Raw genomic sequence first — 24,640 nt, forward strand, 5'->3', positions numbered from 1 at the left:
TTATTTCACACTGAATTGGTAGGTTGTTTTTGAACTATATTTTTCTCCAGGTTTTAATACCGTTGATGCAAAATTGGGGTGATTTGGTGCATCTGGAAAATGTTGTGTCTCCAAACAGAAAGCAGAACGTAATGGATACACTTTTCCCTCTTTCCCTTTAGGGTCAGAATCCTTCATAAAATTACCACTGTAAAACTGTAAACCAGGTTCGGTTGTGTAGATGTCCATTTCAATACCCGTTTTCGCGGCATACACCTGTGCGACCTTCTGGAAACCATCTTTCTTGTTTAGTTCATAATTATGGTCATAGCCTTTTCCGATCTTCAGTTGTGCATTTTCATCTTCAATACGAGCACCAATACGTGTCGGTTTTGTAAAATCGAATGCTGTTCCCGCTACAGGCAAACTCTTTCCAGTTGGAATCAAGGTATTGTCAACTTCGGTAATTGCCTTTGCATCAATTTGAAGTTCATGATCCAAAATAGAAGAATCTCCAGCCCCATTGAGGTTAAAATAAGCGTGGTTGGTCAGATTTAAGACCGTCTCTTTATCTGTTGTCGCCTGATAGGCTATGGCCAAAGCACCATTGTTCTCCAGGGTATAGGTAACCTCCATCTTGACCGTTCCCGGATAACCCGCTTCTTTATCAGGTGAGGTATAGGCTAATGTGATTGATGTCGAAGTGCTACTGACTACATCCCACACTTTATTGTAAACGCCATTGGTACCGCCATGAAGTGAATTCTCGCCATCATTCTTTTCTAAAGAATAAACCTCTCCATTCAGTTTAAATGATGCTTTGCCAATCCGATTCCCGTAACGCCCTACAATTGCGCCGTAAAAATTATTATAGTTATCCTTGTATTCTTTGGCCGAATCATAGCCCAAAATCACATCAGTCAATTTACCGTCTTTATCTGGCACTTTTAAACTTACCAGGCGTGCGCCATAATTTGTCAATGTAATAGCGAGTTTGTTATTCTTGAGCTGGAATAGTTTAACTTCTTTACCATCAATCTGGCTATCAAAAGCTTGGTTGGAGGTAGAGTCAGCCAAGGTCGCTGCTTGTTTACTTTGAGTTGATGAAGACTGGCAGCCATAAGCCAATGAAGCACAAGTCAACAAACCAATAATAATTTTCTTATTCATCTGCAATTAAGTTTTACCCCATCGGTCTGATGGAGGCTTCCTAATTTTAATTAGGAATGGTTCATAATCATTTAATTATTCAAATGGCAACATTTCTACCAAAAACGCACATAGATAGCAGTCACCAACAATAAAGTCACAACAATTAATGCCAATACGGACGGTTCCACTTTAAACATCAATCGATCCAACACAAAAGCTTTTGGATTAACTTTTGGTCCAAATAAGCTGACAGCAATCATAGCGATCATCGTAAACACAAATGCTAGTCCCATACATATCTGAAATGGAATTTCATAAACGCCCGCTTTGTTAAGATATGCCGTATAGATCCATGTTTCTGGTCCGAAAACTTTTGTTGCAAACTCGTTGAAAAATACCGACAATGCAAATCCCGTAACAAGGCCTGTAATGGCAGCTGCACCCGTAGTCCTTTTCCAGAACATACCGAGCAAAAACATCGCAAAAACACCCGGACTGATAAAACCTGTATATTTTTGGATAAAAGTAAATCCTCCGGCGCCACCGATGCCCAGTGCATCATTCCAGGTAAATAAAACAGAAAGTAGAATAGAGATCACAATTGTTATCTTTCCAACCCAGACCATTTTTGCTTCGCTCGCATCTTTATTGATGTATTTTTTAAAGATATCCAGTGTAAAGATCGTTGCGATACTATTTGCTTTTCCGGCCAATCCGGCCACAATAGCCGCTGTAAGCGCCGCCAGTGCAAGTCCTTTCATTCCATTTGGCAGATAGCCCAATATCGCCGAGTACGCATTATCAGCATGAAACACCCCTCCAGGAGCCATTTCGTGTTGTAACGCACCATTTTTATAAAGCACATAAGCAGCTATCCCGGGAAGCATAACGATAATCGGCATAAACAACTTTAGAAATCCTGCAAAAAGAATCCCTGTGCGTGCCGTCTTTAAATCTGCTCCCAAAGCGCGTTGTGTGATGTATTGGTTACAACCCCAGTAATTTAGGTTGACAATCCAGATCCCGGCAAGGTACATCCCTATTCCAGGCAGCATCAGATATTTATTGATATCTTCCTGACTGGCACCCGGCCCTGGTTTATCGACAAATAGGTTGAAATGCTCCGGCGAATCTTCCATCAGTTTATTGAATCCAGCTAAGGCGTCTTGTCCCAAACCAAAATGTTCACTGACCAAGGTCAATGCCACATAGGTCGTCGCTATACCACCAATAATTAATACAACAACCTGAATAACATCTGTAAAGCCAATAACACGCATTCCGCCCAAAGTGATGATAACGGCAAATACGGCTAGAGCAACTGTAATGGTGTGGAAGCTGTCGCCACCTCCGGCCATACTCGAAATGGCGATTGCCCCGAGATACAAAATGGAAGTCAGATTGACAAAAACGTACAAAAACAACCAGAAGATTGCCATAATAAGACTCGTCGTTTCATTGTATCGGTTGTTCAAAAACTGAGGCATCGTGAAAATCTTGTTTTTCAGATAGACCGGAATAAACCAAACCGCAACAATAATTAGCGCTACCGCAGCAATGAGCTCATAAGCGGCTACAGCAATACCGACCTCAAATCCATTACCGCTCATACCAATAAACTGCTCAGCAGAAATATTCGATGCGATCAACGAAGAGCCTATGGCCCACCAGGTCAGTGATCCTTCTGCCAGAAAGTAGTCCTTGCTGCTGCTTAAACTATTCGTCTTTTTACGATAAATCCAGTAGCCATAACCGGCTACAATAAAGAAGTAAATTACGAAGATGATGTAATCTACCGTTGCAAATTTTTCCATATTTCCCAAATTGGTTATTATCAATAAGCCATCTATACCCGAAGAGCAGGTATAAATGGCTTAGGTTATTATTTACTTAGTAAATAATATAGTTCATTCCATTTCAATTGATCTTCGAGTTTCGCTACCGTAGTATCCTCGTCGATCAATACATATTCCAGTCCGGCAATACGTGCAAAATCTTCCAGGTATTCGGGAGTTAAGCTCAAGCTGTAGGCGGTATGATGTGCCCCCCCTGCCACAATCCAGGCACTGCAGCCTGTTTTCATATCTGGCAGCGGTTTCCATAGCACCCGCGCAACAGGAAGCTTAGGTAACTCTTCTTCCACAGCAACACCTTGTACTTTATTCACGATTAAACGAAAACGCGTTCCCATATCGACCAAAGAGGCATTCAATGCATCTCCGCTCTGACCATTGAAAACCAAACGGGCAGGATCCGCCTTGCCGCCAATTCCTAGCGGATGTACTTCTATACGTGGTTTTCCAGTTGCTAAAGCTGGGTCCACTTCTAACATATGTGAGCCAAGTACCATGGGATTCTGCGGATCAAAATGGTAGGTGTAGTCCTCCATAAATGCGGTCGTTCCCGCTAATCCTGCCCCCATTACTTTGCAAGCGCGCACCAAAGCCGGAGTCTTCCAATCCCCTTCGCCGGCAAAACCATAACCCTCAGCCATTAAACGTTGTACCGCCAAGCCTGGAAGTTGTACCATCCCATGCAGATCCTCAAAAGTATCCGTAAAACCTTTAAAGTTTCCTTGTTCCAAAAATTTCCGTAGGCCAATTTCTATTTTAGCAGCTTCGATGAGGTTAGCACGATATTCACCGTCAGCTTTCACATTTTCGGCAAGTTCATAAGTCGCTTCGTACTCCGCTAATAATGCCGCGATTTCCGCTTCAGTACTCGCATTGATAACCTCTACCAAATCACCAATGGCATAGGTGTTTACAGCGAAACCAAATTGCGACTCTGCCTCTACTTTATCGCCGTCCGTAACAGCCACATAACGCATGTTATCGCCGAAACGTGCAAACTTAGCCCCTTGCCAGTCGTGCCATCCCGCGGCTGCCCGCGCCCAAACATTAATCCGTTCCAGCACTTCCGCATCTTGCCAATGCCCTGTTACGACTTTACGACCTATTTTTAAGCGGCTAACGATGTGTCCAAATTCGCGATCCCCATGCGCACTTTGGTTGAGATTCATAAAATCCATATCGATACTATTCCATGGGATATCCTGATTATACTGCGTATGCAGATGCAACAATGGCTTTTGCAAGGCTTTTAATCCTCTGATCCACATCTTTGCAGGTGAAAATGTATGCATCCAAGTAATAACCCCAATACAGTTTTTTTCATTGTTGGCGGCTGCCAATGTTGCATAAATCTCGTCCGTATTTTTTACGATCGGTTTATATTTTACCGCTACTGGAATCGCTGCTTGGGTATGTAAATAATTGGCTATTTCCTCAGCATGTAGGGCAACTTGTCGCAAGGTTTCTTCACCATATAGGTCTTGGCTTCCCACGACAAACCAAACCTCAAGCTCTTTTAAATTGATATTCATGTTAAATTGTAGTTTTTGCTATAGATTTTTTATTACTGAAAATTATTGACCATAATAGGCGTTGATCCCATGCTTCCGTTCGTAATGCTTTTTGATCAGTGCAGGCTTTAATCGAGGCGCATTCGGATTGATCTGTTCTGTCAACCAAGCCATTTTAGCAACCTGTTCCAATACTGCACTGTTATAAACAGACTTTGTTCCAGTTTTACCCCAGGCAAACGGTGCGTGGTTACCAACGAGAATCATCTCCACCTCTTTATAATCCAGCTTATTTTCGGCAAAGTGATTGATAATCTGAAACCCCGTTTCATGCTCGTAGTTTCCGGCGATCATCTCATCGTGCATTGGTGGAGCACAGGGAATATCGACCGTCAAATGATCGGCATGTGTCGTTCCGAAAATGGGAATATCCCGTTGCGCCTGTGCCCATGCTGTCGCATAGGTGGAGTGTGTGTGGGTGATCCCACCGATTTCCTTCCAATGTTTATACAATAGCGCATGAGTTTTCGTATCTGATGATGGCCGAAGATTTCCCTCAACCACATGACCATCAAAGTCTACAATCACCATGTGTTCCGGTGAAAGCTCTTCATATGGAACCCCACTTGGTTTAATCGCAAAAACTTCCTGACGACGATCGACAACGCTCACATTTCCAAATGTAAAAAGCACCAATCCCAGCTGGGGCAATTGCATATTGCAATGGTAGGCTTCTTCTTTAATTGAATTATACATGATTAAAATTTGAATGGTTAAACAGTAATGGCGAGCGATTCCTTTCCTTCGATGAAAGCTCCCAAAGCCTTGTAATATTCATAGCGTTCGGCGTAGATGGTTACCCATTTTTCCTCAGGTATGTAAGTTCGTTCAAAACCCTGCCCCATTGCCTTCATAGCATCTTCAACCCGGTCATATAAACCAGCAGCTGTTGCGGCGAACATTGCTGCGCCAATGGCACAAGTCTGTTCACTTTTATGAATACGAATAGGCATATTCATCACATTCGCCATCATTTGCATAATAAAAGGTGATTTCTTTGCAACTCCGCCTAAACCGATCAAGCCTTTTACCGGAATACCCTGCTCCACGAAACGGTCAACAATAGCCTTCGCGCCAAAACAAGTCGCTTCGACAATCGCCCTGAAGATCCGCGGAGCATCTGTTCCAAGGTGCAAGCCTGTAATCGCTCCTTTCAAGGATTGATCCGCATCCGGAGTTCGACGACCATTGAGCCAGTCCAAAGCTAATTCAGATGTTGCCGTTACGGAAAGTAATGCAGCCTGCTCACTTAGACTGAACAAGAGTTTATCTTCTAGGGTTGCCATCAACTGTTCACGCGTATGCGCTTCGATCTCTTCAATATCTTGTATCAAATTTTTCGTTGGCCACAGTAACACCTGTTTCAGCCAAGCGTAAGCATCTCCAAATGCCGATTGTCCAGCTTCCATACCAATCATTCCCGGTATAATTGAACCGTCTACCTGACCGCAGATTCCCCTGACCAACGTATGCTGAACCTCCTCCTTTGGGGCAACTAGCATATCACAGGTCGATGTCCCCATCACCTTACTCAGATAATATGGCTCAATTTGTCCTCCGACGGCCCCCATATGACAGTCAAATGCACCGACACCAACAACGACTGATGTTGTAAGACCTAATCGTTGCGCCCATTCTTCCGAAAGCTGACCGGCAGATTGATCAGCAGTGTATGTTTCGGAAAACAAACGATCAACCAAACCATCCAGCAATGGATCAAGTGTTGAAAAGAAAGAATTTGGAGGTAGGCCATCAAATTCTTTGGCCCAAAGCGATTTATGACCTGCTGAACAAACCCCACGCTTCATAGCAGACACCTGTGTTCCTCCAGTCAATAGAAAAGGAATATAATCACAATGCTCAACCCAGCTATATGTGGCGGTACGGACCTTTTCATCAGTCCTAAAAACATGAAGTAATTTGGCCCAGAACCATTCAGAAGAGTATACTCCGCCCACATACTTCAAATAATCCACCGGACTATTTTGATTGTGCAGGTTAATTTCTTTGGCCTCACCAACAGCTGTATGATCTTTCCATAAGACAAACATGGCATTGGGATTGTCTTTAAACTCGTCCAACAATGTCAATGGAACCCCGGCTGCGTTTACGGCAACTGGAGTAGATCCCGTTGTATCCACGGAAATTGCTTTTACAGCCGCGCCAATATTGTCGATTTCCGATTTGAGCAAACAATCTTTTATTGTCGCTTCCAAGCCTTCGATATAATCCAACGGGTGTTGCCTAAACTGACTTAAAGCAGCATCACAATACTCCCCTCTTTTCCAACGCGGGTAGTAAAATACAGAAGAAGCTATTTCCTCGCCATTGTTAGCATCAACCAATACCGAACGGACCGAATCACTTCCATAGTCCACCCCAATGACATACGATTTATTCATTTTTGCTGAATTTGGTTTATAACTTATAATTGTTTCTAACGCCTTATTTTTCAATCCCCCCCTTTCTGAAGTTCGCCTTGAAAAAATAATTAGTGTCAAACAAACATTTATTTTTTTAAATATGAAAGAAAATTTTCATATTTAAAAAATAGAGCTAACTTCATAGCAGCAAATTATGGTTAACCCGAATTCCTGACATAGGTGTATAAAAGCCTTTTAAAGGGATGTAACAGACAATTATTATACTTATTTTTAGCTATTTACTTTTTTACATAGTTTTGCTCGTGGAATAAATGGGGTGGTGTCAGATAAAAAGATAAAACGATAGACGATGGAATATTATAAAAAAGATTCAGGGATCCTTTTGGCAGTAGACTGTATCATATTTGGATTTAACGGCGAATCCCTTGAAGTACTTTTAATTAAACGTGATTTCGAACCAGAAAGAAATAAATGGAGTCTGATGGGTGGTTTCGTTCAATCCGACGAAAGTCCGGAAGAGGCGGCGAGCCGAGTGCTCAAACAGTTAACAGGACTTGAGAATGTATACATGGAGCAATGTAGTGTATTCGGTGAACCTCAGCGTGAACCTAGCGACCGGGTTGTTAGTATCTGTTATTTTGCGCTGATTGATACGCAGCAATATAAACATATCCTAAGTGACGATTACGAAGCTCAATGGTTTCCATTACGGGAGCACCCAACGCTGATCTTCGATCATGATCAGATGATCGCTTCGGCACAGCACCGTCTACGTATGAAAGCAGCCTTGTATCCGATATTATTTGAACTGCTGCCTGAGAAATTCACGATTCCCCAGATTGCAGCACTCTATGAGGGAGTTTACAATATCGAGTTGGATAAGCGCAATTTCAGCCGAAAACTGCTTTCCTCAGACCTCATAATCAAACTGGAGGAAAAGGATAAGGAAAATTCAAAAAAAGGAGCATACTATTTCAAATTAAATACGGCGATTTATAAGGAAAAGATCATGTCCTTTTTACGGTATTTGCCAAGTTGGTCTATCGAATCATGATAAAGTAGCGGGAAATGACCTATGGGAATTGGAATATATTTCACTTAACATTTTCGTTTTTTCAATAATTCCTTATATTTATCACAGGTATATCCTAGTTTTACAATTAGGATAAGCTAGATTAACGCATTTTATAAAATAAACAACATGAGCAAATTGAGATTAGCATTTATATTCTTTACGATTTTATTTATTTCATCACATACGCTATTGGAGGCACAAACTCCTGCTGCGGCTCCCGCCACTACAGCAACACAACAGGATAATGCCTTCAAGTACAGTCCGGATGGATTAAAAAAAGGAAGTTTGGCAAATCAATTTGACCACCTGAATTATATTTCGAAAAACAACTATGATTTCAAGATGGTACGAAAAACCAATCTTGATATTGTGAAACGAAATGTAATTGATACCGTAGCAAAACTCCACAAGGAAATCAGCTCTTTAAAATCGTCTTCAAGCAACTATACATCCAACACCAAAACTTTACAAGATTCTATTCAGGTTTTAAAGGATCAGCTGACACAGGAGAAGGAAAAAACAGAAAGTTTCTCTTTCTTAGGAATCAATACATCTAAAACTTTTTACAATACTGTTGTTTGGACGATCATTGCCGTATTGGCAGTAGCAGCATTTATCTTTTTATTTTCTTATCGGAAAGCGAAAGTGGACACGGTGGAATTCCAAAAAACGGCCGAGCAATCGCAGGAGGAATTCGCTACTTTCCGCAAAAAGTCCATGGAAAAGGAACAACTGCTCAAGCGCCAGTTGCAGGACGAACTAAACAAAAAAATCTAGTCCTGCTTTTCATAAAATAGCAGATTTATTTTGATCGACCTGTAACGAATCCTAGAGGCACTCCGTTACAGGTCGATTTTATTTAATCAGGTTCCATTCCTAAAACGAATAAAAGATTCAGTGAAGTAAAGCACTAAACTTCAAAAATACGTAGCCCAATAAAAGAGAAAAACTATATTTGGAGGTATAGAAATCGAAACATACAGAATTACAATCGATAACATTTTGACCTACATTAATAAAATTGTAATTTAATTGCAAATTCTATTTGTTTTTAAAAACGAATAACCTTATTTTTGCTGACCAAAAAAGAGGCCTTTTATGTCTCTTATATAAAATTGATTAATAAATATTTAGTCCCTATAATATGCCCAAGATTGGTAAAATAGCGCAGATTATCGGCCCAGTTGTTGACGTCAACTTCGCCGACAGTGAAAATCTACCTAAAATTTACGATGCATTGTACATTCAAAAAGAAAATGGACAACGTGTTGTATTAGAAGTTCAACAACACTTAGGTCAGGATCGTGTACGTACAATTGCCATGGACGCAACTGAAGGTTTAGTTCGCGGAATGGAAGTTGTCGATACTGGTGCTCCTATCAAAATGCCTGTTGGTGAAGAAATCAAAGGTCGTGTATTCAATGTAGTTGGTGATGCCATAGACGGGATCCAAAATTTGAATAAGGAGAATGGTCGTCCTATCCACAACGTACCTCCTAAATTCGAAGATTTGTCAACTGAATCCGAAGTACTTTTTACTGGTATCAAAGTTATTGACCTTTTAGAGCCATATGCTAAAGGCGGTAAAATTGGTTTATTCGGTGGTGCCGGTGTAGGTAAAACTGTATTAATCCAAGAATTAATCAATAATATCGCAAAAGGTCACGGTGGTCTTTCTGTATTCGCTGGTGTAGGTGAACGTACACGTGAAGGTAATGACTTATTGCGCGAGATGTTGGAGTCTGGTATCATCAAATATGGTGAGCACTTTATGGAAGGCATGGAAAAAGGCGAATGGCCTTTGGATACTGTTGACCACGAATTGATGAAAGATTCTAAATGTACTTTCGTATTCGGTCAAATGAACGAGCCTCCTGGTGCACGTGCACGTGTTGCTTTATCAGGTCTGACAGTTGCGGAATACTTCCGTGACGGTGATGGCGAAGGTCAAGGCCGTGACGTATTATTCTTCATCGATAATATCTTCCGTTTTACACAAGCAGGTTCTGAAGTATCTGCCCTATTGGGTCGTATGCCTTCAGCTGTAGGTTACCAACCAACATTGGCAACTGAAATGGGTTTAATGCAAGAGCGTATTACTTCAACTAAAAACGGATCAATCACTTCGGTTCAAGCCGTATATGTACCTGCCGATGACTTAACTGACCCTGCTCCAGCGACAACTTTCGCTCACTTGGATGCAACGACAGTATTGTCTCGTAAAATCGCTGAGCTAGGTATCTACCCTGCTGTGGATCCTTTGGATTCTACATCACGTATCCTTTCTCCTGCCGTTTTAGGTAACGAACACTATAATACTGCACAACGTGTAAAAGAAATTCTTCAACGTTATAAAGAATTGCAAGATATCATCGCCATCTTAGGTATGGACGAGTTATCTGAAGAAGATAAACAAACTGTACACCGCGCACGTCGTGTACAACGTTTCTTATCTCAACCTTTCCACGTTGCAGAACAATTTACAGGTTTAAAAGGTGTATTGGTAGACATCAAAGATACCATCAAAGGTTTCAATATGATCATTGACGGTGAAGTAGATGAGTACCCTGAAGCTGCCTTCAACTTAGTAGGTAACATCGATGATGCTATCGAAAAAGGTAAAAAATTATTAGCAGAAGCAGTTTAATCTAGATTATATCTAAGAATAATGAAATTAACAATTATCACTCCAGACAAATTAGCATTCGAAGGCGAAGTAACTTCAGTTACTGTACCGGGCACTGCGGGTTCTTTTCAAATTTTGAAAGACCACGCTGCCATTGTTTCTACTTTGGAAGATGGAAAAGTAATTATTCAACAAGGTAAAGGTGGACAAGAAGTGTTCATTAAAGGTGGTGTTGTGGAAGCAAAAGACAATGTCATTACCGTGCTTGCTGAAGGAATTATCGGAGATTAAATCAAATCGATTTTATAAAATCTAAAAAGCTTCCGATAGAAATATCGGAAGCTTTTTTTTTAAAGTTTTTTTGACATTTTCTTCATTTTAGGAAGAAAATTGGCCATTGTAACAAAAAATAATTTTTTGACCCTGTAGACCAATTTTAAATATGGTATACGACTAACAAAATATAAAACCGAATAAAACGAGTTACTGAAAAATAAAATTTTACAAAAACAGATTTAATAAAATTTTATTCTAAATACAAAATTAGTACTTTACCTATTGCCAATTATTGTAATTCCTGCTACCTTGAGGAAATGAAATTCGAAAGTTTTTATAGAAGCTTGAGATAGCATGATTTACCACCAATATTACAACAAAGGGAACTATTATAATTAGGTAAATTTTGGGTTATGAAATATTACGATAAAAACACGTTGATCTATTTAGATGGAGCTTTTGTAAAAGCTTCCGAAGCTGCATTGGATCCCTTTGCACAGTCACTGCATTATGGGTATGCAGTGTTCGATGGTTTACGTGCGTATAATACCCACAATGGACCACGTATCTTTAAAGCTGACATGCATTTCGATCGCTTAAAGAGATCGTGTGAAGCAGTTAATATTCCCTATCGTTGGAGCAACCGAGAGCTGATCGACATCTGTTATGAGCTCCTGGCCAACAACAACCTAAGAGAAGCTTATATACGTCCATTGGTATTGACCGGTTCAAATATGCACCTAACCTCATCAACCGAAGCAACCATCATGATGGCAGCATGGGAATGGGGACCATATCTTGGTCAAAACCTATTAAAGGTATGTATCTCTGATATCAAAAGACCTAATCCGAAGTCGTTTAAAATTGACTCGAAGATCTCTGGGCAATATGTAAACTCCATCCTTGCGACAACAGAAGCCATCAGGAAGGGTTACGACGAAGCGTTAATGCTCGACCACGAAGGCTACGTTGCCCAAGCATCCAGTGAAAATATTTTCATCGAAAAGGATTTCAAAATCTATACGCCACCAGTGAAGAATATCTTCCCGGGCATTACACGCCAGACTGTAAAAAACATTTGTAAAAAATTAAACTTCGAAGTCATTGAAAAGCAGTTGACGATAGAAGACATTTACACTGCTGACAGCGCTTTCTTATGCGGGACTGCGGCAGAAATTATCGGAATCAAACAAGTCGATGATGTCATCTACAAAGAAGCCTGGGAACACAGCATAGGTGCATCAATCCAAAGAAGATATAAAAATTTAGTATTAGAGAACGAAAATTATGAAGTCATCATCTAACGGCGAAAACGGAATGAACAAATACAGCCGTACATTTACACAAGACGAAACGCAACCTGCTGCAAAAGCAATGCTTTATGGTATCGGTCTTACGGATGCCGACATGGACAAAGCACAGGTCGGTATTGCCAGCATGGGATATGATGGTAATACGTGTAATATGCACTTAAATGATTTGGCACAAATCGTCAAGAAGGGCGTTTGGAACAATGATTTAGTGGGTTTGACCTTTGGAACCATTGGCGTCAGTGACGGTATGAGCAACGGTACCGATGGGATGCGTTATTCGTTGGTAAGTCGTGATGTGATCGCTGATAGTATCGAAACGATCTGTGGTGGACAATATTATGATGGCTTGATCTCTATTCCTGGCTGTGACAAAAACATGCCTGGTGCAATTATGGCAATGGCTCGTTTGGACCGTCCTTCTTTAATGGTATATGGCGGTACTATCGCTCCAGGCCACTATAAAGGTGAAGAATTAAACATTGTGTCTGCATTTGAAGCATTGGGACAACGCATCTGCGGAAATCTTTCCGATGAAGACTATGAAGGCATTATCAAACATACCTGCCCTGGTGCTGGTGCTTGTGGCGGAATGTATACTGCAAATACCATGGCTTCGGCAATTGAAGCCTTGGGAATGAGCTTACCATACTCATCTTCCAATCCAGCGATCTCGGAAGAAAAGAAAAATGAATGTTTAGAGGCAGGTCAACATATCCGCACATTACTTGAGAAAGATATCAAGCCCTCTGATATCATGACACGTAAAGCATTTGAGAACGCGCTACGTACCATTGTTATCTTGGGTGGCAGTACCAATGCTGTACTTCACTTTATTGCAATAGGCAAAGCCGTAGGCGTAGACATCACGCAAGACGACTTCCAACGCATGAGTGACGAAACCCCTGTATTAGCGGACTTTAAACCGTCCGGTAAATACTTAATGCAAGATCTTCAGCAATTCGGTGGAACTCCTGCTGTTATGAAATATCTTTTAAATGAGGGTTTACTTCATGGCGACTGTATCACGGTAACAGGAAAAACGGTCGCTGAGAACTTGGCTGATGTTAAATCAATCATGGAATATGATCAACCGATCATCAAACCATTGAGCGATCCAATCAAGGCTACAGGACACTTACAGATTCTTTACGGGAACTTAGCAGAGAAAGGTTCTGTTGCCAAGATCTCCGGCAAAGAAGGTGAAAAATTCACTGGCCCTGCACGTGTATTCGACGGAGAGCACGATTTAGTGGCCGGTATTGCATCTGGCAGAATCAAAAAAGGAGATGTTGTCGTGATCAAAAATGAAGGTCCTGTTGGAGCACCCGGCATGCCTGAAATGCTTAAACCTACGTCACTGATAATCGGCGCGGGTCTAGGTAAATCTGTTGCTTTAATCACCGATGGCCGTTTCTCAGGTGGAACACATGGTTTTGTCGTAGGACATATCACACCAGAATCTTACAAAGGCGGATTGATCGGTCTTGTCAATGATGATGACATTATCGAGATCGATGCGGTGAATAACAGTATCAATGTACTGCTTTCCGATGAAGAGATCGCGCAACGCCGTGCCGCTTGGGTCCAACCAGCGTTAAAAGTTAACAAAGGAGTTTTATACAAATACGCTAAAACTGTTGCCGATGCCTCAGAAGGCTGTGTAACGGATCAGTAGAAAATAAAAAACAGAGACATTAAGCAAATAGAGACCTAAACAATCGACGCTTAATGTCTCAGATCTAATATCTAAATACTAAAAAGACTGAATAATCAACAATAAAAAAAATCAACGTAATGAGTACACTGGAAATAACAGAAAATAAGGCCGCTACAGCGCAGCAAACTCCGACACAAATTTCGGGATCGAAAGCTGTATTGGAGGCCTTATTGAGCGAAGGAGTTGATACCGTATTTGGTTATCCTGGAGGCGCAATTATGCCGATCTATGATGCCCTTTATGATTATACGGATCGTCTGAAGCATATTTTAGTGCGCCATGAACAAGGTGGAATCCACGCGGCGCAAGGTTATGCAAGAACTTCAGGTCGTACAGGCGTCGTCTTTGCGACAAGTGGTCCTGGAGCAACAAACCTAGTTACTGGACTGGCTGATGCCATGATCGATAGTAACCCTATCGTCTGTGTCACAGGTCAGGTCTTTGCTTCACTATTGGGAACAGATGCTTTTCAGGAAACAGATGTCATCAATATCACGGCACCAGTCACAAAATGGAACTACCAAGTCACCGACGCAACTGAAATTCCAGCTGCACTCGCAAAAGCATTTTATATTGCCAGCACAGGTCGTCCAGGACCGGTATTGATCGATATCACTAAAAATGCACAGCTACAATTGTTCGATTACTTCGGTTACGAAAAATGCAACCACGTTCGTAGCTATAGACCTGCACCACAAGTTCGTAAAGAATATGTTGAGCAGGCAGCCGAGTTAATCAACAATGCAAAAAAACCGTTTGTTCTTTTTGGACAAGGCATCATCTTGGGGAAAGCAGAAGAAGAGTTCAAAGCTTTTATCGAGAAGACAGGAATTCCATCGGCAGCGACCGTAATGGGGTTAAGTGCACTTCCAACGGATCACAAACTCCATGTAGGAATGCTCGGAATGCATGGTAACTATGCGCCAAACGTGATGACAAACGAATGTGATGTTTTAATTGCTATCGGTATGCGTTTCGATGACCGTGTAACAGGTCGTTTGGACAAATATGCCAAACAGGCAAAAGTAATCCATTTGGATATAGACCCGGCAGAGATTGACAAAAACGTACAGACAACCGTACCTGTATGGGGAGACTGTAAAGAAACTCTTCCGATGCTTACAGAATTGGTAACGGCCGTGGATCACTCCGCTTGGCTTGCACAATTCCGTGAACTTGAAAAAGAAGAAATCAAAGAAGTCATCCAAAATGAGCTTCATCCTCAAACTGATATCATGACCATGGGTGAAGTGATTAACGTATTGAATGAATTGACAGGTGGTGATGCAATCATTACAACGGACGTCGGTCAACACCAAATGGTAACTTGTCGCTATGCTAAATTCAATAACAGCAAATCGAATGTAACCTCAGGGGGCTTAGGAACGATGGGCTTTGGTCTTCCGGCAGCAATCGGTGCCTGGTACGGTGCTCCAGAGAAAACTGTCGTAGCAATCATCGGTGATGGTGGTATACAAATGACGATCCAGGAGCTCGGAACGATTATGCAATTTGGCGCAAAAGTCAAAATCATGATCCTCAATAATGAATTCTTGGGCATGGTACGCCAGTGGCAGCAATTGTTCCACGACAGACGTTATTCATTCGTGAATATCACGAGTCCTGACTTTGTTGCAGTAGCGAAAGGCTATTACATCGACGGTCAGAAGATTTCGGAACGTAAAGACCTACGTAATGCCCTGAAAACCATGATTGATCACGACGGAGCATATCTATTGGAAGTGATGGTAGGTAAGGAAAACAATGTATTTCCAATGGTTGCACAAGGAACATCGGTATCTGAGATACGTTTAAAGTAGAATTTAACATGGAAAAACAAGAATATACCATCACCCTATATACAGAGAATTCAATCGGTCTTATCGGTCGGATCTCAACAATTTTTTCAAGAAGAAAAATCAATATTGAAAGCTTGAATACTTCTCCTTCTGAAGTAGAAGGAATACATCGTTTTACCATCGTAATCACGGAGGCTGAAGATGTTTTGCGTAAGCTTTGTCGTCAACTGGAAAAACAGATTGATATCCTCAAGGCCTATTACAACACTAATGATGAAGTGATCTGGCAAGAACAGGCGCTGTATAAAGTGCCTGCGGATGTTGTCAATGAAAAGGTATATGTAGAACGCTTATTACGTCAATATGGCGCCAATGTTGTTGTGATCCGCAACGACTATATCGTCTTTGAAACTGCAGGTCACCGCGAGGAGATCGATAAGTTGACAGAAGAATTGACCAAATATGGTTTGATCGAATTTGTCCGTGGCGCACGTATCGCCATCATTAAAGATAGTGCAGGTTTCCATTCCAAATTGGTTCAGTTTGAAGCCAAGGAACCATCGATAGAAATTGTAGAAAACGAGTATCTCGACAAAAGAGATGACGTATTTACGATGTAAGCTTTAATAGTATTATGCAAGAGACATTTAAATTTATCTTAAAGTCACGTCAAAAATTCATTGAATTACTTGACGGTCTTTCCATTGAACAGCTTAACAAAATTCCCGCGGGATTTAACAACAATATCATCTGGAATTTTGCCCACATTGTCGTCAGTACACAGACCTTGGTTTATGTCCGTACAGGAATCAAGGCCGATACGACTTGGGTGAACTATAACGAAGATTATAAAAAAGATACCAAGCCAACCCGCTTTGTTGAACAAGCAGAGGTTGATGAATTGAAAGAAATTGCAATCCGCAGTATTGAGCAAATTGCTGCTGACTATGAAAACGGTGTTTTCGGAGAAATCACCTCTTTTTCAACAGCAACCTATGGCTATCCAATGGATACCATTGAAGAAGTTATAGCCCTGACATCAGGACACGATAACGTTCATTTCGGTTACGCAATGGCTCAACGCAGATTAGTACAATAATTAAAATAAATAATCAACAACCCATAACAGAAAGAAAGTAAAACAATGGCAAATTATTTCAACACCTTACCGCTTAGAGAGCAGTTAGAACAATTAAGTCACGCTGAATTCATGGACAACACCGAATTCACGGATGGTGTAAATGCTTTAAAAGGTAAAAAAATCGTAATCGTAGGATGTGGTGCGCAAGGCTTGAACCAAGGTTTAAACTTAAGAGATAGCGGACTGGACGTTTCTTATGCTTTGCGTAAAGAAGCTATTGAACAAAAAAGAGATTCTTGGAAAAACGCTACGGACAACAACTTTAACGTAGGCACTTACGAAGAATTGATCCCATCTGCGGATTTAGTTATCAACTTGACTCCAGATAAACAACATACTTCAGTAATCAACGCTGTAATGCCCTTGATGAAAGAAGGCGCTACGTTATCGTATTCACACGGTTTCAACATCGTTGAAGAAGGTATGCAGATCCGTAAAGATATTACTGTCATCATGGTTGCTCCAAAATGTCCAGGTTCTGAGGTTCGTGCAGAATACCTTCGTGGTTTTGGTGTTCCTACCTTGATCGCTGTTCACCCGGAAAATGATCCACAAGGAAAAGGCTGGGCTGAAGCAAAAGCGTACTGTGTAGGAACAGGTGGACACAAGGCTGGTGTATTGAAATCTTCATTCGTAGCTGAGGTAAAATCAGATTTGATGGGTGAGCAAACGATTCTTTGTGGATTGTTGCAAACAGGATCGATCTTGTCTTTCGACAAAATGATCGAGAAAGGCATCGAAGCTGGTTACGCATCCAAATTGGTACAATACGGTGTAGAAGTGATTACGGAAGCCTTGAAACATGGTGGTGTGAGCGGAATGATGGACCGTTTGAGCAATCCCGCAAAAGTAAAAGCATTTGAGATCTCTGAAGAATTGAAGGATATTATGCGTCCTTTATTCCAAAAACACCAAGATGATATCATGTCAGGTCACTTTAGCAAGACCATGATGGAAGATTGGGCAAATGGTGATGCAAATTTATTGAAATGGAGAGCCGAAACAGGTGAAACTGCATTCGAAAAAACACCTGCTGGTGATGTTAAAATCAACGAACAAGAGTACTTCGACAACTATACGCTAATGGTTGCTTTCATCCGTGCAGGTGTTGAATTGGCGTTCGAAACAATGGTTGAAGCAGGTATCAAACCAGAATCAGCATATTACGAATCATTGCACGAAACACCATTGATCGCTAACACAATCGCTCGTAAGAAGTTGTTCGAAATGAACCGTGTTATCTCTGATACAGCAGAATACGGTTGTTACCTATTCGACCAAGCTTGTAAACCTTTGTTGGCAGACTTCATGAAAACTGTTGATACGGATTTAGTCGGTAAAAACTTTAACGACAACAAAGATGCTGCAGTTGATAACGCACAATTGGTTGTCATCAATGAAATTCTGCGCGATCACCCTGTAGAAATCGTTGGTCGCAAATTGCGTAAAGCGATGACTGCAATGAAAGCGATCAAAACTGTTTAAAAGTCCATACGAAATTATACATGCTCCAAAAATCATGAATATTTCGTAATTTAGTATATTGAAATCAAGGTGATATTGAGACATTTACAATATCACCTTGATTCATATAAAAATAACATAAGAGAGATTAAAAAATGTCAAAAACATTAGTAGAAAAGATTTGGGATGCTCACGTCGTCAAGCGTGAAGAAGGGTTTCCGGATATTATATATATCGACACCCACTTGATTCATGAAGTTACTTCACCTCAAGCTTTCGATGGCTTGCGTAAAAGAGGAATCCCAGTTTTTCGTCCAAAGCAAACGGTAGCTACTGCCGACCACAACGTACCGACACTCAATCAACATTTACCGATCAAAGAAGAGCTATCCCGTTATCAAGTTGATATGCTCACCAAAAATTGCGCTGAATTTGGTATTGAATTATATGGTTTGGGGCATCCATACCAAGGGATTGTACACGTTATTGGTCCGGAGCTGGGTATCACCCTACCAGGTAAAACGATGGTCTGTGGCGATAGTCATACCTCAACACATGGTGCTTTTGGAGCTATTGCTTTTGGTATTGGAACCTCTCAGGTTGAACAGGTCTTCGCAACACAATGTTTATTGCAGTCGAAGCCAAAAACAATGAAAATTGAAGTCAACGGTACCCTTCAAAAAGGTGTTGGGGCAAAAGATATCATCCTATATATCATCTCCAAAATCTCTGCTGCGGGCGGTACAGGTTACTTTATTGAATATGCCGGTTCAGCAATCCGTTCATTAAGCATGGAAGCACGTATGACCATTTGTAACATGAGTATCGAAATGGGTGCACGCGGAGGCTTAATAGCTCCGGATCAGATCACTTTCGACTATGTAGAAGGCCGTGAATTCGCACCAAAAGGTGAGGAATGGGATCAAGCCCTAGCGTACTGGAAAACATTGTATTCTGACGAAGATGCCATCTTTGATAAAGTGTTGACTTTTGATGCTGCAGACATTGCGCCAATGATTACTTATGGCACCAACCCTGGCATGGGTATGGGTATCGCGGAGCATATCCCAGCAACTATCGCACAACCGGAATCAGAAAGACCATCGTACCAAAAAGCATTGGATTACATGGGCTTTAAAGATGATTCAACAGTCTTAGGCAACCGTGTTGATTATGTTTTCATCGGAAGTTGTACCAATTCCCGTATTGAAGATTTACGTGAAGTAGCTTCATTCGTTAAAGGCAAGCAAAAAGCACAAGACGTTGAAGTATGGATTGTACCAGGTTCAAAACAAGTAGAAAAACAAGCTAAAGAAGAAGGCTTGGATAAAATATTTGAAGCGGCAGGATTCCAGTTACGTGAACCAGGATGCTCGGCATGTTTAGGTATGAACGAAGATAAAATCCCTGCTGGTAAATATTGTGTTTCGACTTCAAATAGAAATTTCGAAGGGCGTCAGGGACCGAATGCCCGCACCATGCTGGTATCTCCTTTGACAGCAGCAGCAGCGGCAGTAACAGGTAAAGTAACAGATGTAAGAGAGTTGATCTAAGCAGAAAAAAATGAAAAAATTTGAAACTTTAACGTCACAGGTAGTCCCTCTACCTATCGAAAATATTGATACCGATCAAATTATTCCCGCACGCTTTCTAAAAGCAACTACGCGCGAAGGTTTTGGTGATAATTTATTCCGCGACTGGCGTTTTGATACAGACAATCAGCCCAAAACTGACTTTGTATTGAACAACCCGACCTATACAGGGAAAATATTGGTTGCCGGTAAGAACTTTGGTTGTGGTTCAAGCCGCGAACATGCCGCATGGGCTATTCAAGACTATGGTTTTGATGTGGTCATCAGCTCATTCTTTGCCGATATATTCAAAGGAAATGCCCTTAACAATGGTGTATTACCGATTCAGGTACCCGAAGAGTTTTTGGCAAAAATTTTCGAATTGGTGCACCAAAATCCGACAACAGCCATTATCGTTGATCTTGAAAAACAAACAGTCATGTTGACAGAGACAGGTGATCAATTTGAGTTTGAAATCAATCCATACAAAAAATCATGTTTGATCAATGGATATGATGACATTGATTTTATCCTTAACCAGAAAGATTCAATCGAAGCATTTGAAGCAAACAGACAATGGTAGATCCTGTCGTCCATATTGCCAATTTAACCATTCAGTACGGTAAAGATACCGTACTGCACGACTTAAATTGGCAAATTTTTCCTGGCGAGCAATGGATCTTAGGCGGTCCGAGCGGTACAGGAAAAACCACACTTGCAAAAGCGATTGCCGGGCAATTGAAGTATGAAGGCGAGATCACATTCCACCTTGATCCAACGAGCCCACTGCCGGCAAAAATTCACTACGTTTCCAATTGGTTTCAGTTTACCAATCTTGAAGGCGATCGCAATTTCTATTACCAACAGCGCTACAACAAATTTGCAAAAAACGATACATTAACGGTTTTTGCTGAGTTGAAACATTTTGCGCAAGAAGAACAGCTTTCTTTTGAAAACGTACGTTCTTACCTGAACATTTTTGGATTCGAAAATTTCAAAGATCAGCAATTGATTGAACTTTCGAGTGGCGAACATAAAAGACTGCAATTGATCAAGGCCTTGTGGCTTCAACCTCAGGTGCTCATTATCGACCAGCCTTATACAGGACTAGATGCACAGTCTCGGGAAGATCTCAATCAGATTTTCGATCAGCTTGCGGATAAAGGAGTTACCTTGTTGTTGATAAGTAATGATGACGAACAACCGGAATGTATCAATCGTTTTGCGGAGATCCAGCATGGTAAGATTGTTATTCGCCAAAATAGCAATGAGCTATCCAGAGGATTGCCCCGCACAAGAAAGGCACTCCCCTATTTTCTGCAACGAGCCCCTGAAGTAACTTCTCCGATCATGGTAAAAATGAACAAGATCAATATCTCCTATGGCGAAAAACAAGTCTTAAAGAATATTGACTGGGAAGTAAAAGCCGGCGAAAAATGGTTGCTACAAGGGCATAATGGTTCAGGAAAATCCACGTTGCTCAGTTTAATCAACGGCGATCATCCACAGGCCTATGCCAACGACATCCATCTTTTTGGCAAAAAAAGAGGATCTGGAGAAAGCATTTGGGATATCAAGGAACATTTGGGTATTATATCGCCAGAATTGCATTGGTACTATGATATGAATGCCAACGTTGGGCAGACTATTGCTTCTGGATTTTTTGATTCCATGAGCCTATACCAGCGATTAGGATTTGAACAACAGCAAAAGCTCGAGCAAATTCTCCATTTTTTTGACCTTAAAGAGGTTAAACACAAAACCTTGGGGTCGTTACCATTAGGCCAACAACGTTTGGTCCTATTGGCTCGCACGATCGTGAAGCATCCAGAATTGCTGATTTTGGACGAACCTTGTCAGGGCTTAGATAAAGAGCAGACCCAGTATTTCAACGATGTCATTGATGACCTCAGTAAAAGTGGCCAGACGCTCATTTATGTAGGGCACTTCCAGACACAACTACCAACGTGCATTGACAATAAAATCGTGTTGGAAAAAGGAGAAGTAAAGGCTGTATCCGAAGTTATCCACAAAAAAGAAGCTTTATCAACATAAAAAATATGGAAAACTTGAATTAATTCGAAAACAAGAACAAAAAAATAAAAAGAGAATCAAGCTATCGGCAAAACACTGGAAATCAAAAGTCAAAAATAAAGACAATACAATAGGGCTTAGGCCTATCTTCCAAAGTTTCAATATACATATCGCTGATAGCTCAATACTAAAAATACAATGAAGAAAAATATTTTAATCATACCTGGAGATGGCATCGGCCAAGAAGTAACAACTTGGGGTAAAAAAGTTTTAGAAAAAATCGGTGAAAATTATGGTCATGAATTCAGCTTTGATGAAGCTATCATGGGCCATACTGCAATTGAAGCTACGGGCAACCCTCTTCCTGATGAAACATTAGCGAAAGCAAAAGCTTCTGATGCTATCCTTTTCGGCGCCATTGGCCATATCAAGTATGATAATGATCCTTCTGCTAAAGTAAGACCTGAACAAGGCTTGTTGAAAATCCGTAAAGAACTAGGTCTTTATGCAAATCTTCGTCCAATCCTTTTATTCGACGAGTTATTGGATGCTTCGAGTTTAAAGCCTGAAATTCTTCAAGGTACAGATATCCTTTTCTTCCGTGAATTGACAGGTGATGTGTATTTTGGTGAAAAAAACCGCAATGAGGACAACACCTTTGCGTCAGATCTGATGAACTACCATCGTTACGAGGTTGAACGTATCGCACGTAAAGCTTATGATGCAGCACGCACACGTAACAAAAGATTATGCTCTGTTGATAAAGCCAATGTATTGGAAACATCCCGCCTGTGGAGAGAAGTTGTACAGGAAATCGCAAAAGAATATCCGGATGTTGAAACCGAGCACATGTTTATCGATAATGCAGCCATGCAATTGGTTAAAAATCCGAAGAAATTCGATGTGGTATTGACAGCCAATCTTTTTGGTGATATCTTGACAGACGAAGCGTCACAAATCGCAGGCTCAATGGGTATGTTGGCCTCTGCTTCCGTAGGTGATGGCACAGGCTTCTTCGAACCTATCCACGGCTCAGCACACGATATCGCTGGTCAAAATAAAGCAAATCCACTTGCTTCAATTTTATCTGCAGCCTTGATGCTTGATATTAGCTTTGGTCTACAGGACGAAGCTAAAGCTGTTACCAATGCTGTTGCTGAAACATTAAAAGCTGGTTGGAGAACCGGTGATATTGCCAACAGCAGCACTGAAGCTTCAAAAATCTTAGGTACTCAGGAAATGGGTGAAAAAGTATTGGAGTTTATTAAATAGTATACCCTTTTTAATTTGTAAATCTTTTGAATTAAGAAATTATGTTACACGATCCTAATCATCTTTACATTTTCGACACCACCTTACGTGATGGCGAACAGGTACCAGGCTGCCAATTAACTACTCCAGAGAAAATTGAGATTGCTAAAGACTTGGAAAAACTAGGGGTAGATATTATCGAAGCCGGTTTCCCAGTGTCTAGCCCTGGTGATTTTCAATCGGTGGTAGAATTATCTAAAGCGGTGAATGATGTTATTATATGTGCATTGACCCGTGCCAATCAAAACGATATTGACGTAGCTGCCGAGGCATTAAAATATGCCAAACGCCCACGTATCCATACCGGTATTGGTTCTTCGGACATGCATATCAAATATAAATTCAACAGCACAAGAGAAGAAATTTTAGAACGTGCTGTTGCGGCTGTAAAACACGCCAAATCCTATGTAGAAGATGTCGAGTTTTATGCAGAAGATGCTGGTCGCGCAGACTTGGAATTTCTAGCTAAAATGGTTGAGTCGGTGATTGCGGCTGGTGCTACGGTGGTCAACATCCCTGATACAAACGGTTATTGTTTACCGGACCAATATGGTTCAAAAATCAACTACCTAAAGGAAAATGTACGCAATATCGATCAGGCAATTATTTCGGCACATTGTCACAATGACCTAGGACTTGCAACAGCAAATTCTATCGCTGCCATACAAAACGGAGCCCGTCAGGTAGAATGTACGATCAACGGTATCGGCGAACGTGCCGGAAACACGTCGCTTGAAGAAGTAGCCATGATCCTTAAGGTGCACAACCAGTCGTTTGGAAGCTTAACGTCAAACATCGATAGCCGCATGTTTACGTACTTATCGCGCAAGGTAAGTGAAATGATGAATATGCCTGTCCAACCGAATAAAGCAATCGTTGGCCGTAATGCCTTCGCCCATAGCTCGGGTATTCACCAAGATGGTTTCCTAAAACACCGCGAAAACTATGAGATCATCAGACCAGAAGATGTTGGTTTGATTGAAGCTGATATTATTTTAACTGCACGTTCAGGAAGACATGCCCTTAAACACCATTTGGAGCGTTTAGGCTTCCATCTTGAAAAAGATGATTTAGCAGATTGCTATCAACGCTTCTTGGTTTTAGCCGACGAAAAGAAAAATATTTGTGATGATGACCTAAAAAGCCTCATCCAGGAAAAAATATAAAAAAGGAAGGCTGCAGATGCAGCCTTTTTTTATCATAAGTACATTTTTTTTAAAGGATACAAATGACACATAGCTGATTATTATTTTAGCATGTGTTCAGACGATCTTCCAATCAAAATCAACTAAATTTAAACACTGTATAGGTAGAATCTCTCATATAACAGCGAATATCTGCGTTTTATTTGCTACCTTAACTAGGCAATCATCT

General features: G+C 41.0%; 20 protein-coding genes. 15 read left to right on the top strand and 5 right to left on the bottom strand.

Annotated elements, in window-relative coordinates:
• The 5 genes from A9970_RS09810 to A9970_RS09830 form a co-directional block, all read right to left on the bottom strand.
• Positions 1 to 1,149, bottom strand: coding sequence for an aldose epimerase family protein (locus A9970_RS09810; RefSeq protein ID WP_182982169.1), 1,149 nt, complete (start codon positions 1,147 to 1,149; stop codon positions 1 to 3).
• A 95-nt stretch (positions 1,150 to 1,244) separates the two neighbouring features.
• The gene (locus tag A9970_RS09815; RefSeq protein WP_182982170.1) at positions 1,245 to 2,945 is read right to left on the bottom strand and encodes a sodium:solute symporter family transporter; all 1,701 of its coding nucleotides are present in this window, start codon (positions 2,943 to 2,945) and stop codon (positions 1,245 to 1,247) included.
• Positions 2,946 to 3,013: 68 nt separating this feature from the next.
• Positions 3,014 to 4,516: an L-arabinose isomerase gene (gene araA / locus A9970_RS09820; protein WP_182982171.1), complete on the bottom strand. Its 1,503-nt coding sequence runs from the start codon at positions 4,514 to 4,516 to the stop codon at positions 3,014 to 3,016.
• 42 nt (positions 4,517 to 4,558) lie between these two features.
• A complete protein-coding gene (locus A9970_RS09825; RefSeq protein WP_182982172.1) occupies positions 4,559 to 5,251 on the bottom strand; it encodes an L-ribulose-5-phosphate 4-epimerase in 693 nt (230 codons plus the stop codon).
• Positions 5,252 to 5,268: 17 nt separating this feature from the next.
• Complete coding sequence (locus A9970_RS09830) at positions 5,269 to 6,957, bottom strand: ribulokinase (RefSeq protein ID WP_182982173.1); 1,689 nt, start codon at positions 6,955 to 6,957, stop codon at positions 5,269 to 5,271.
• Positions 6,958 to 7,288: 331 nt separating this feature from the next.
• On the opposite strand from A9970_RS09830, the gene A9970_RS09835 reads away from it, so the two are divergent.
• The 15 genes from A9970_RS09835 to A9970_RS09905 all read left to right on the top strand — a co-directional run bounded on the left by A9970_RS09835 (position 7,289) and on the right by A9970_RS09905 (position 24,432).
• Complete coding sequence (locus A9970_RS09835) at positions 7,289 to 7,993, top strand: NrtR DNA-binding winged helix domain-containing protein (protein WP_153844265.1); 705 nt, start codon at positions 7,289 to 7,291, stop codon at positions 7,991 to 7,993.
• A gap of 147 nt (positions 7,994 to 8,140) precedes the next feature.
• Positions 8,141 to 8,791 (top strand): hypothetical protein, encoded by a 651-nt coding sequence (locus A9970_RS09840; RefSeq protein WP_182982174.1) that lies wholly within the window; start codon positions 8,141 to 8,143, stop codon positions 8,789 to 8,791.
• A 367-nt stretch (positions 8,792 to 9,158) separates the two neighbouring features.
• A complete protein-coding gene (atpD, locus tag A9970_RS09845) occupies positions 9,159 to 10,661 on the top strand; it encodes a F0F1 ATP synthase subunit beta (protein WP_075994361.1) in 1,503 nt (500 codons plus the stop codon).
• A 21-nt stretch (positions 10,662 to 10,682) separates the two neighbouring features.
• The gene (atpC, locus tag A9970_RS09850) at positions 10,683 to 10,931 is read left to right on the top strand and encodes an ATP synthase F1 subunit epsilon (protein WP_120335003.1); all 249 of its coding nucleotides are present in this window, start codon (positions 10,683 to 10,685) and stop codon (positions 10,929 to 10,931) included.
• Positions 10,932 to 11,329: 398 nt separating this feature from the next.
• Complete coding sequence (locus A9970_RS09855) at positions 11,330 to 12,220, top strand: branched-chain amino acid transaminase (RefSeq protein ID WP_075994363.1); 891 nt, start codon at positions 11,330 to 11,332, stop codon at positions 12,218 to 12,220.
• Positions 12,204 to 13,904 carry a dihydroxy-acid dehydratase gene (ilvD, locus tag A9970_RS09860; protein ID WP_153844268.1) on the top strand — a complete coding sequence of 567 codons (1,701 nt, stop codon included), beginning with the start codon at positions 12,204 to 12,206 and terminating at the stop codon, positions 13,902 to 13,904. Before A9970_RS09855 ends, ilvD begins: the two co-directional genes overlap by 17 nt.
• Positions 13,905 to 14,023: 119 nt before the next feature.
• Positions 14,024 to 15,766: a biosynthetic-type acetolactate synthase large subunit gene (gene ilvB, locus A9970_RS09865; protein WP_153844269.1), complete on the top strand. Its 1,743-nt coding sequence runs from the start codon at positions 14,024 to 14,026 to the stop codon at positions 15,764 to 15,766.
• An 8-nt stretch (positions 15,767 to 15,774) separates the two neighbouring features.
• Positions 15,775 to 16,365 carry an acetolactate synthase small subunit gene (gene ilvN / locus A9970_RS09870; RefSeq protein ID WP_070570155.1) on the top strand — a complete coding sequence of 197 codons (591 nt, stop codon included), beginning with the start codon at positions 15,775 to 15,777 and terminating at the stop codon, positions 16,363 to 16,365.
• Between the two features lie 14 nt (positions 16,366 to 16,379).
• Positions 16,380 to 16,844, top strand: coding sequence for a DinB family protein (locus A9970_RS09875; protein WP_220801573.1), 465 nt, complete (start codon positions 16,380 to 16,382; stop codon positions 16,842 to 16,844).
• Positions 16,845 to 16,889: 45 nt separating this feature from the next.
• Complete coding sequence (ilvC, locus tag A9970_RS09880) at positions 16,890 to 18,371, top strand: ketol-acid reductoisomerase (RefSeq protein ID WP_088163107.1); 1,482 nt, start codon at positions 16,890 to 16,892, stop codon at positions 18,369 to 18,371.
• Between the two features lie 134 nt (positions 18,372 to 18,505).
• Positions 18,506 to 19,903 carry a 3-isopropylmalate dehydratase large subunit gene (gene leuC / locus A9970_RS09885; protein WP_153844270.1) on the top strand — a complete coding sequence of 466 codons (1,398 nt, stop codon included), beginning with the start codon at positions 18,506 to 18,508 and terminating at the stop codon, positions 19,901 to 19,903.
• A gap of 10 nt (positions 19,904 to 19,913) precedes the next feature.
• Positions 19,914 to 20,504, top strand: a complete 591-nt coding sequence (leuD, locus tag A9970_RS09890) for a 3-isopropylmalate dehydratase small subunit (RefSeq protein ID WP_075994369.1) — start codon at positions 19,914 to 19,916, stop codon at positions 20,502 to 20,504.
• Positions 20,498 to 21,976, top strand: coding sequence for an ATP-binding cassette domain-containing protein (locus A9970_RS09895; RefSeq protein WP_182982175.1), 1,479 nt, complete (start codon positions 20,498 to 20,500; stop codon positions 21,974 to 21,976). Before leuD ends, A9970_RS09895 begins: the two co-directional genes overlap by 7 nt.
• 177 nt (positions 21,977 to 22,153) lie before the next feature.
• The gene (gene leuB / locus A9970_RS09900) at positions 22,154 to 23,227 is read left to right on the top strand and encodes a 3-isopropylmalate dehydrogenase (protein WP_159727357.1); all 1,074 of its coding nucleotides are present in this window, start codon (positions 22,154 to 22,156) and stop codon (positions 23,225 to 23,227) included.
• A 41-nt stretch (positions 23,228 to 23,268) separates the two neighbouring features.
• Complete coding sequence (locus A9970_RS09905) at positions 23,269 to 24,432, top strand: 2-isopropylmalate synthase (protein ID WP_120335010.1); 1,164 nt, start codon at positions 23,269 to 23,271, stop codon at positions 24,430 to 24,432.
• Positions 24,433 to 24,640 lie beyond the last annotated feature (208 nt).

The organism is Sphingobacterium sp. UME9 (assembly GCF_014170215.1).
GTDB classification, from domain to species: Bacteria; Bacteroidota; Bacteroidia; order Sphingobacteriales; family Sphingobacteriaceae; genus Sphingobacterium; species Sphingobacterium paramultivorum.

What these genes read in the sequence shown, in the direction of transcription:
- A9970_RS09810 (WP_182982169.1), bottom strand. Translation starts at nt 1,149, where the DNA reads ATGAATAAGAAAATTATTATTGGTTTGTTGACTTGTGCTTCATTGGCT.
- A9970_RS09815 (WP_182982170.1), bottom strand. Translation starts at nt 2,945, where the DNA reads ATGGAAAAATTTGCAACGGTAGATTACATCATCTTCGTAATTTACTTC.
- araA (WP_182982171.1), bottom strand. Translation starts at nt 4,516, where the DNA reads ATGAATATCAATTTAAAAGAGCTTGAGGTTTGGTTTGTCGTGGGAAGC.
- A9970_RS09825 (WP_182982172.1), bottom strand. Translation starts at nt 5,251, where the DNA reads ATGTATAATTCAATTAAAGAAGAAGCCTACCATTGCAATATGCAATTG.
- A9970_RS09830 (WP_182982173.1), bottom strand. Translation starts at nt 6,957, where the DNA reads ATGAATAAATCGTATGTCATTGGGGTGGACTATGGAAGTGATTCGGTC.
- A9970_RS09835 (WP_153844265.1), top strand. Translation starts at nt 7,289, where the DNA reads ATGGAATATTATAAAAAAGATTCAGGGATCCTTTTGGCAGTAGACTGT.
- A9970_RS09840 (WP_182982174.1), top strand. Translation starts at nt 8,141, where the DNA reads ATGAGCAAATTGAGATTAGCATTTATATTCTTTACGATTTTATTTATT.
- atpD (WP_075994361.1), top strand. Translation starts at nt 9,159, where the DNA reads ATGCCCAAGATTGGTAAAATAGCGCAGATTATCGGCCCAGTTGTTGAC.
- atpC (WP_120335003.1), top strand. Translation starts at nt 10,683, where the DNA reads ATGAAATTAACAATTATCACTCCAGACAAATTAGCATTCGAAGGCGAA.
- A9970_RS09855 (WP_075994363.1), top strand. Translation starts at nt 11,330, where the DNA reads ATGAAATATTACGATAAAAACACGTTGATCTATTTAGATGGAGCTTTT.
- ilvD (WP_153844268.1), top strand. Translation starts at nt 12,204, where the DNA reads ATGAAGTCATCATCTAACGGCGAAAACGGAATGAACAAATACAGCCGT.
- ilvB (WP_153844269.1), top strand. Translation starts at nt 14,024, where the DNA reads ATGAGTACACTGGAAATAACAGAAAATAAGGCCGCTACAGCGCAGCAA.
- ilvN (WP_070570155.1), top strand. Translation starts at nt 15,775, where the DNA reads ATGGAAAAACAAGAATATACCATCACCCTATATACAGAGAATTCAATC.
- A9970_RS09875 (WP_220801573.1), top strand. Translation starts at nt 16,380, where the DNA reads ATGCAAGAGACATTTAAATTTATCTTAAAGTCACGTCAAAAATTCATT.
- ilvC (WP_088163107.1), top strand. Translation starts at nt 16,890, where the DNA reads ATGGCAAATTATTTCAACACCTTACCGCTTAGAGAGCAGTTAGAACAA.
- leuC (WP_153844270.1), top strand. Translation starts at nt 18,506, where the DNA reads ATGTCAAAAACATTAGTAGAAAAGATTTGGGATGCTCACGTCGTCAAG.
- leuD (WP_075994369.1), top strand. Translation starts at nt 19,914, where the DNA reads ATGAAAAAATTTGAAACTTTAACGTCACAGGTAGTCCCTCTACCTATC.
- A9970_RS09895 (WP_182982175.1), top strand. Translation starts at nt 20,498, where the DNA reads ATGGTAGATCCTGTCGTCCATATTGCCAATTTAACCATTCAGTACGGT.
- leuB (WP_159727357.1), top strand. Translation starts at nt 22,154, where the DNA reads ATGAAGAAAAATATTTTAATCATACCTGGAGATGGCATCGGCCAAGAA.
- A9970_RS09905 (WP_120335010.1), top strand. Translation starts at nt 23,269, where the DNA reads ATGTTACACGATCCTAATCATCTTTACATTTTCGACACCACCTTACGT.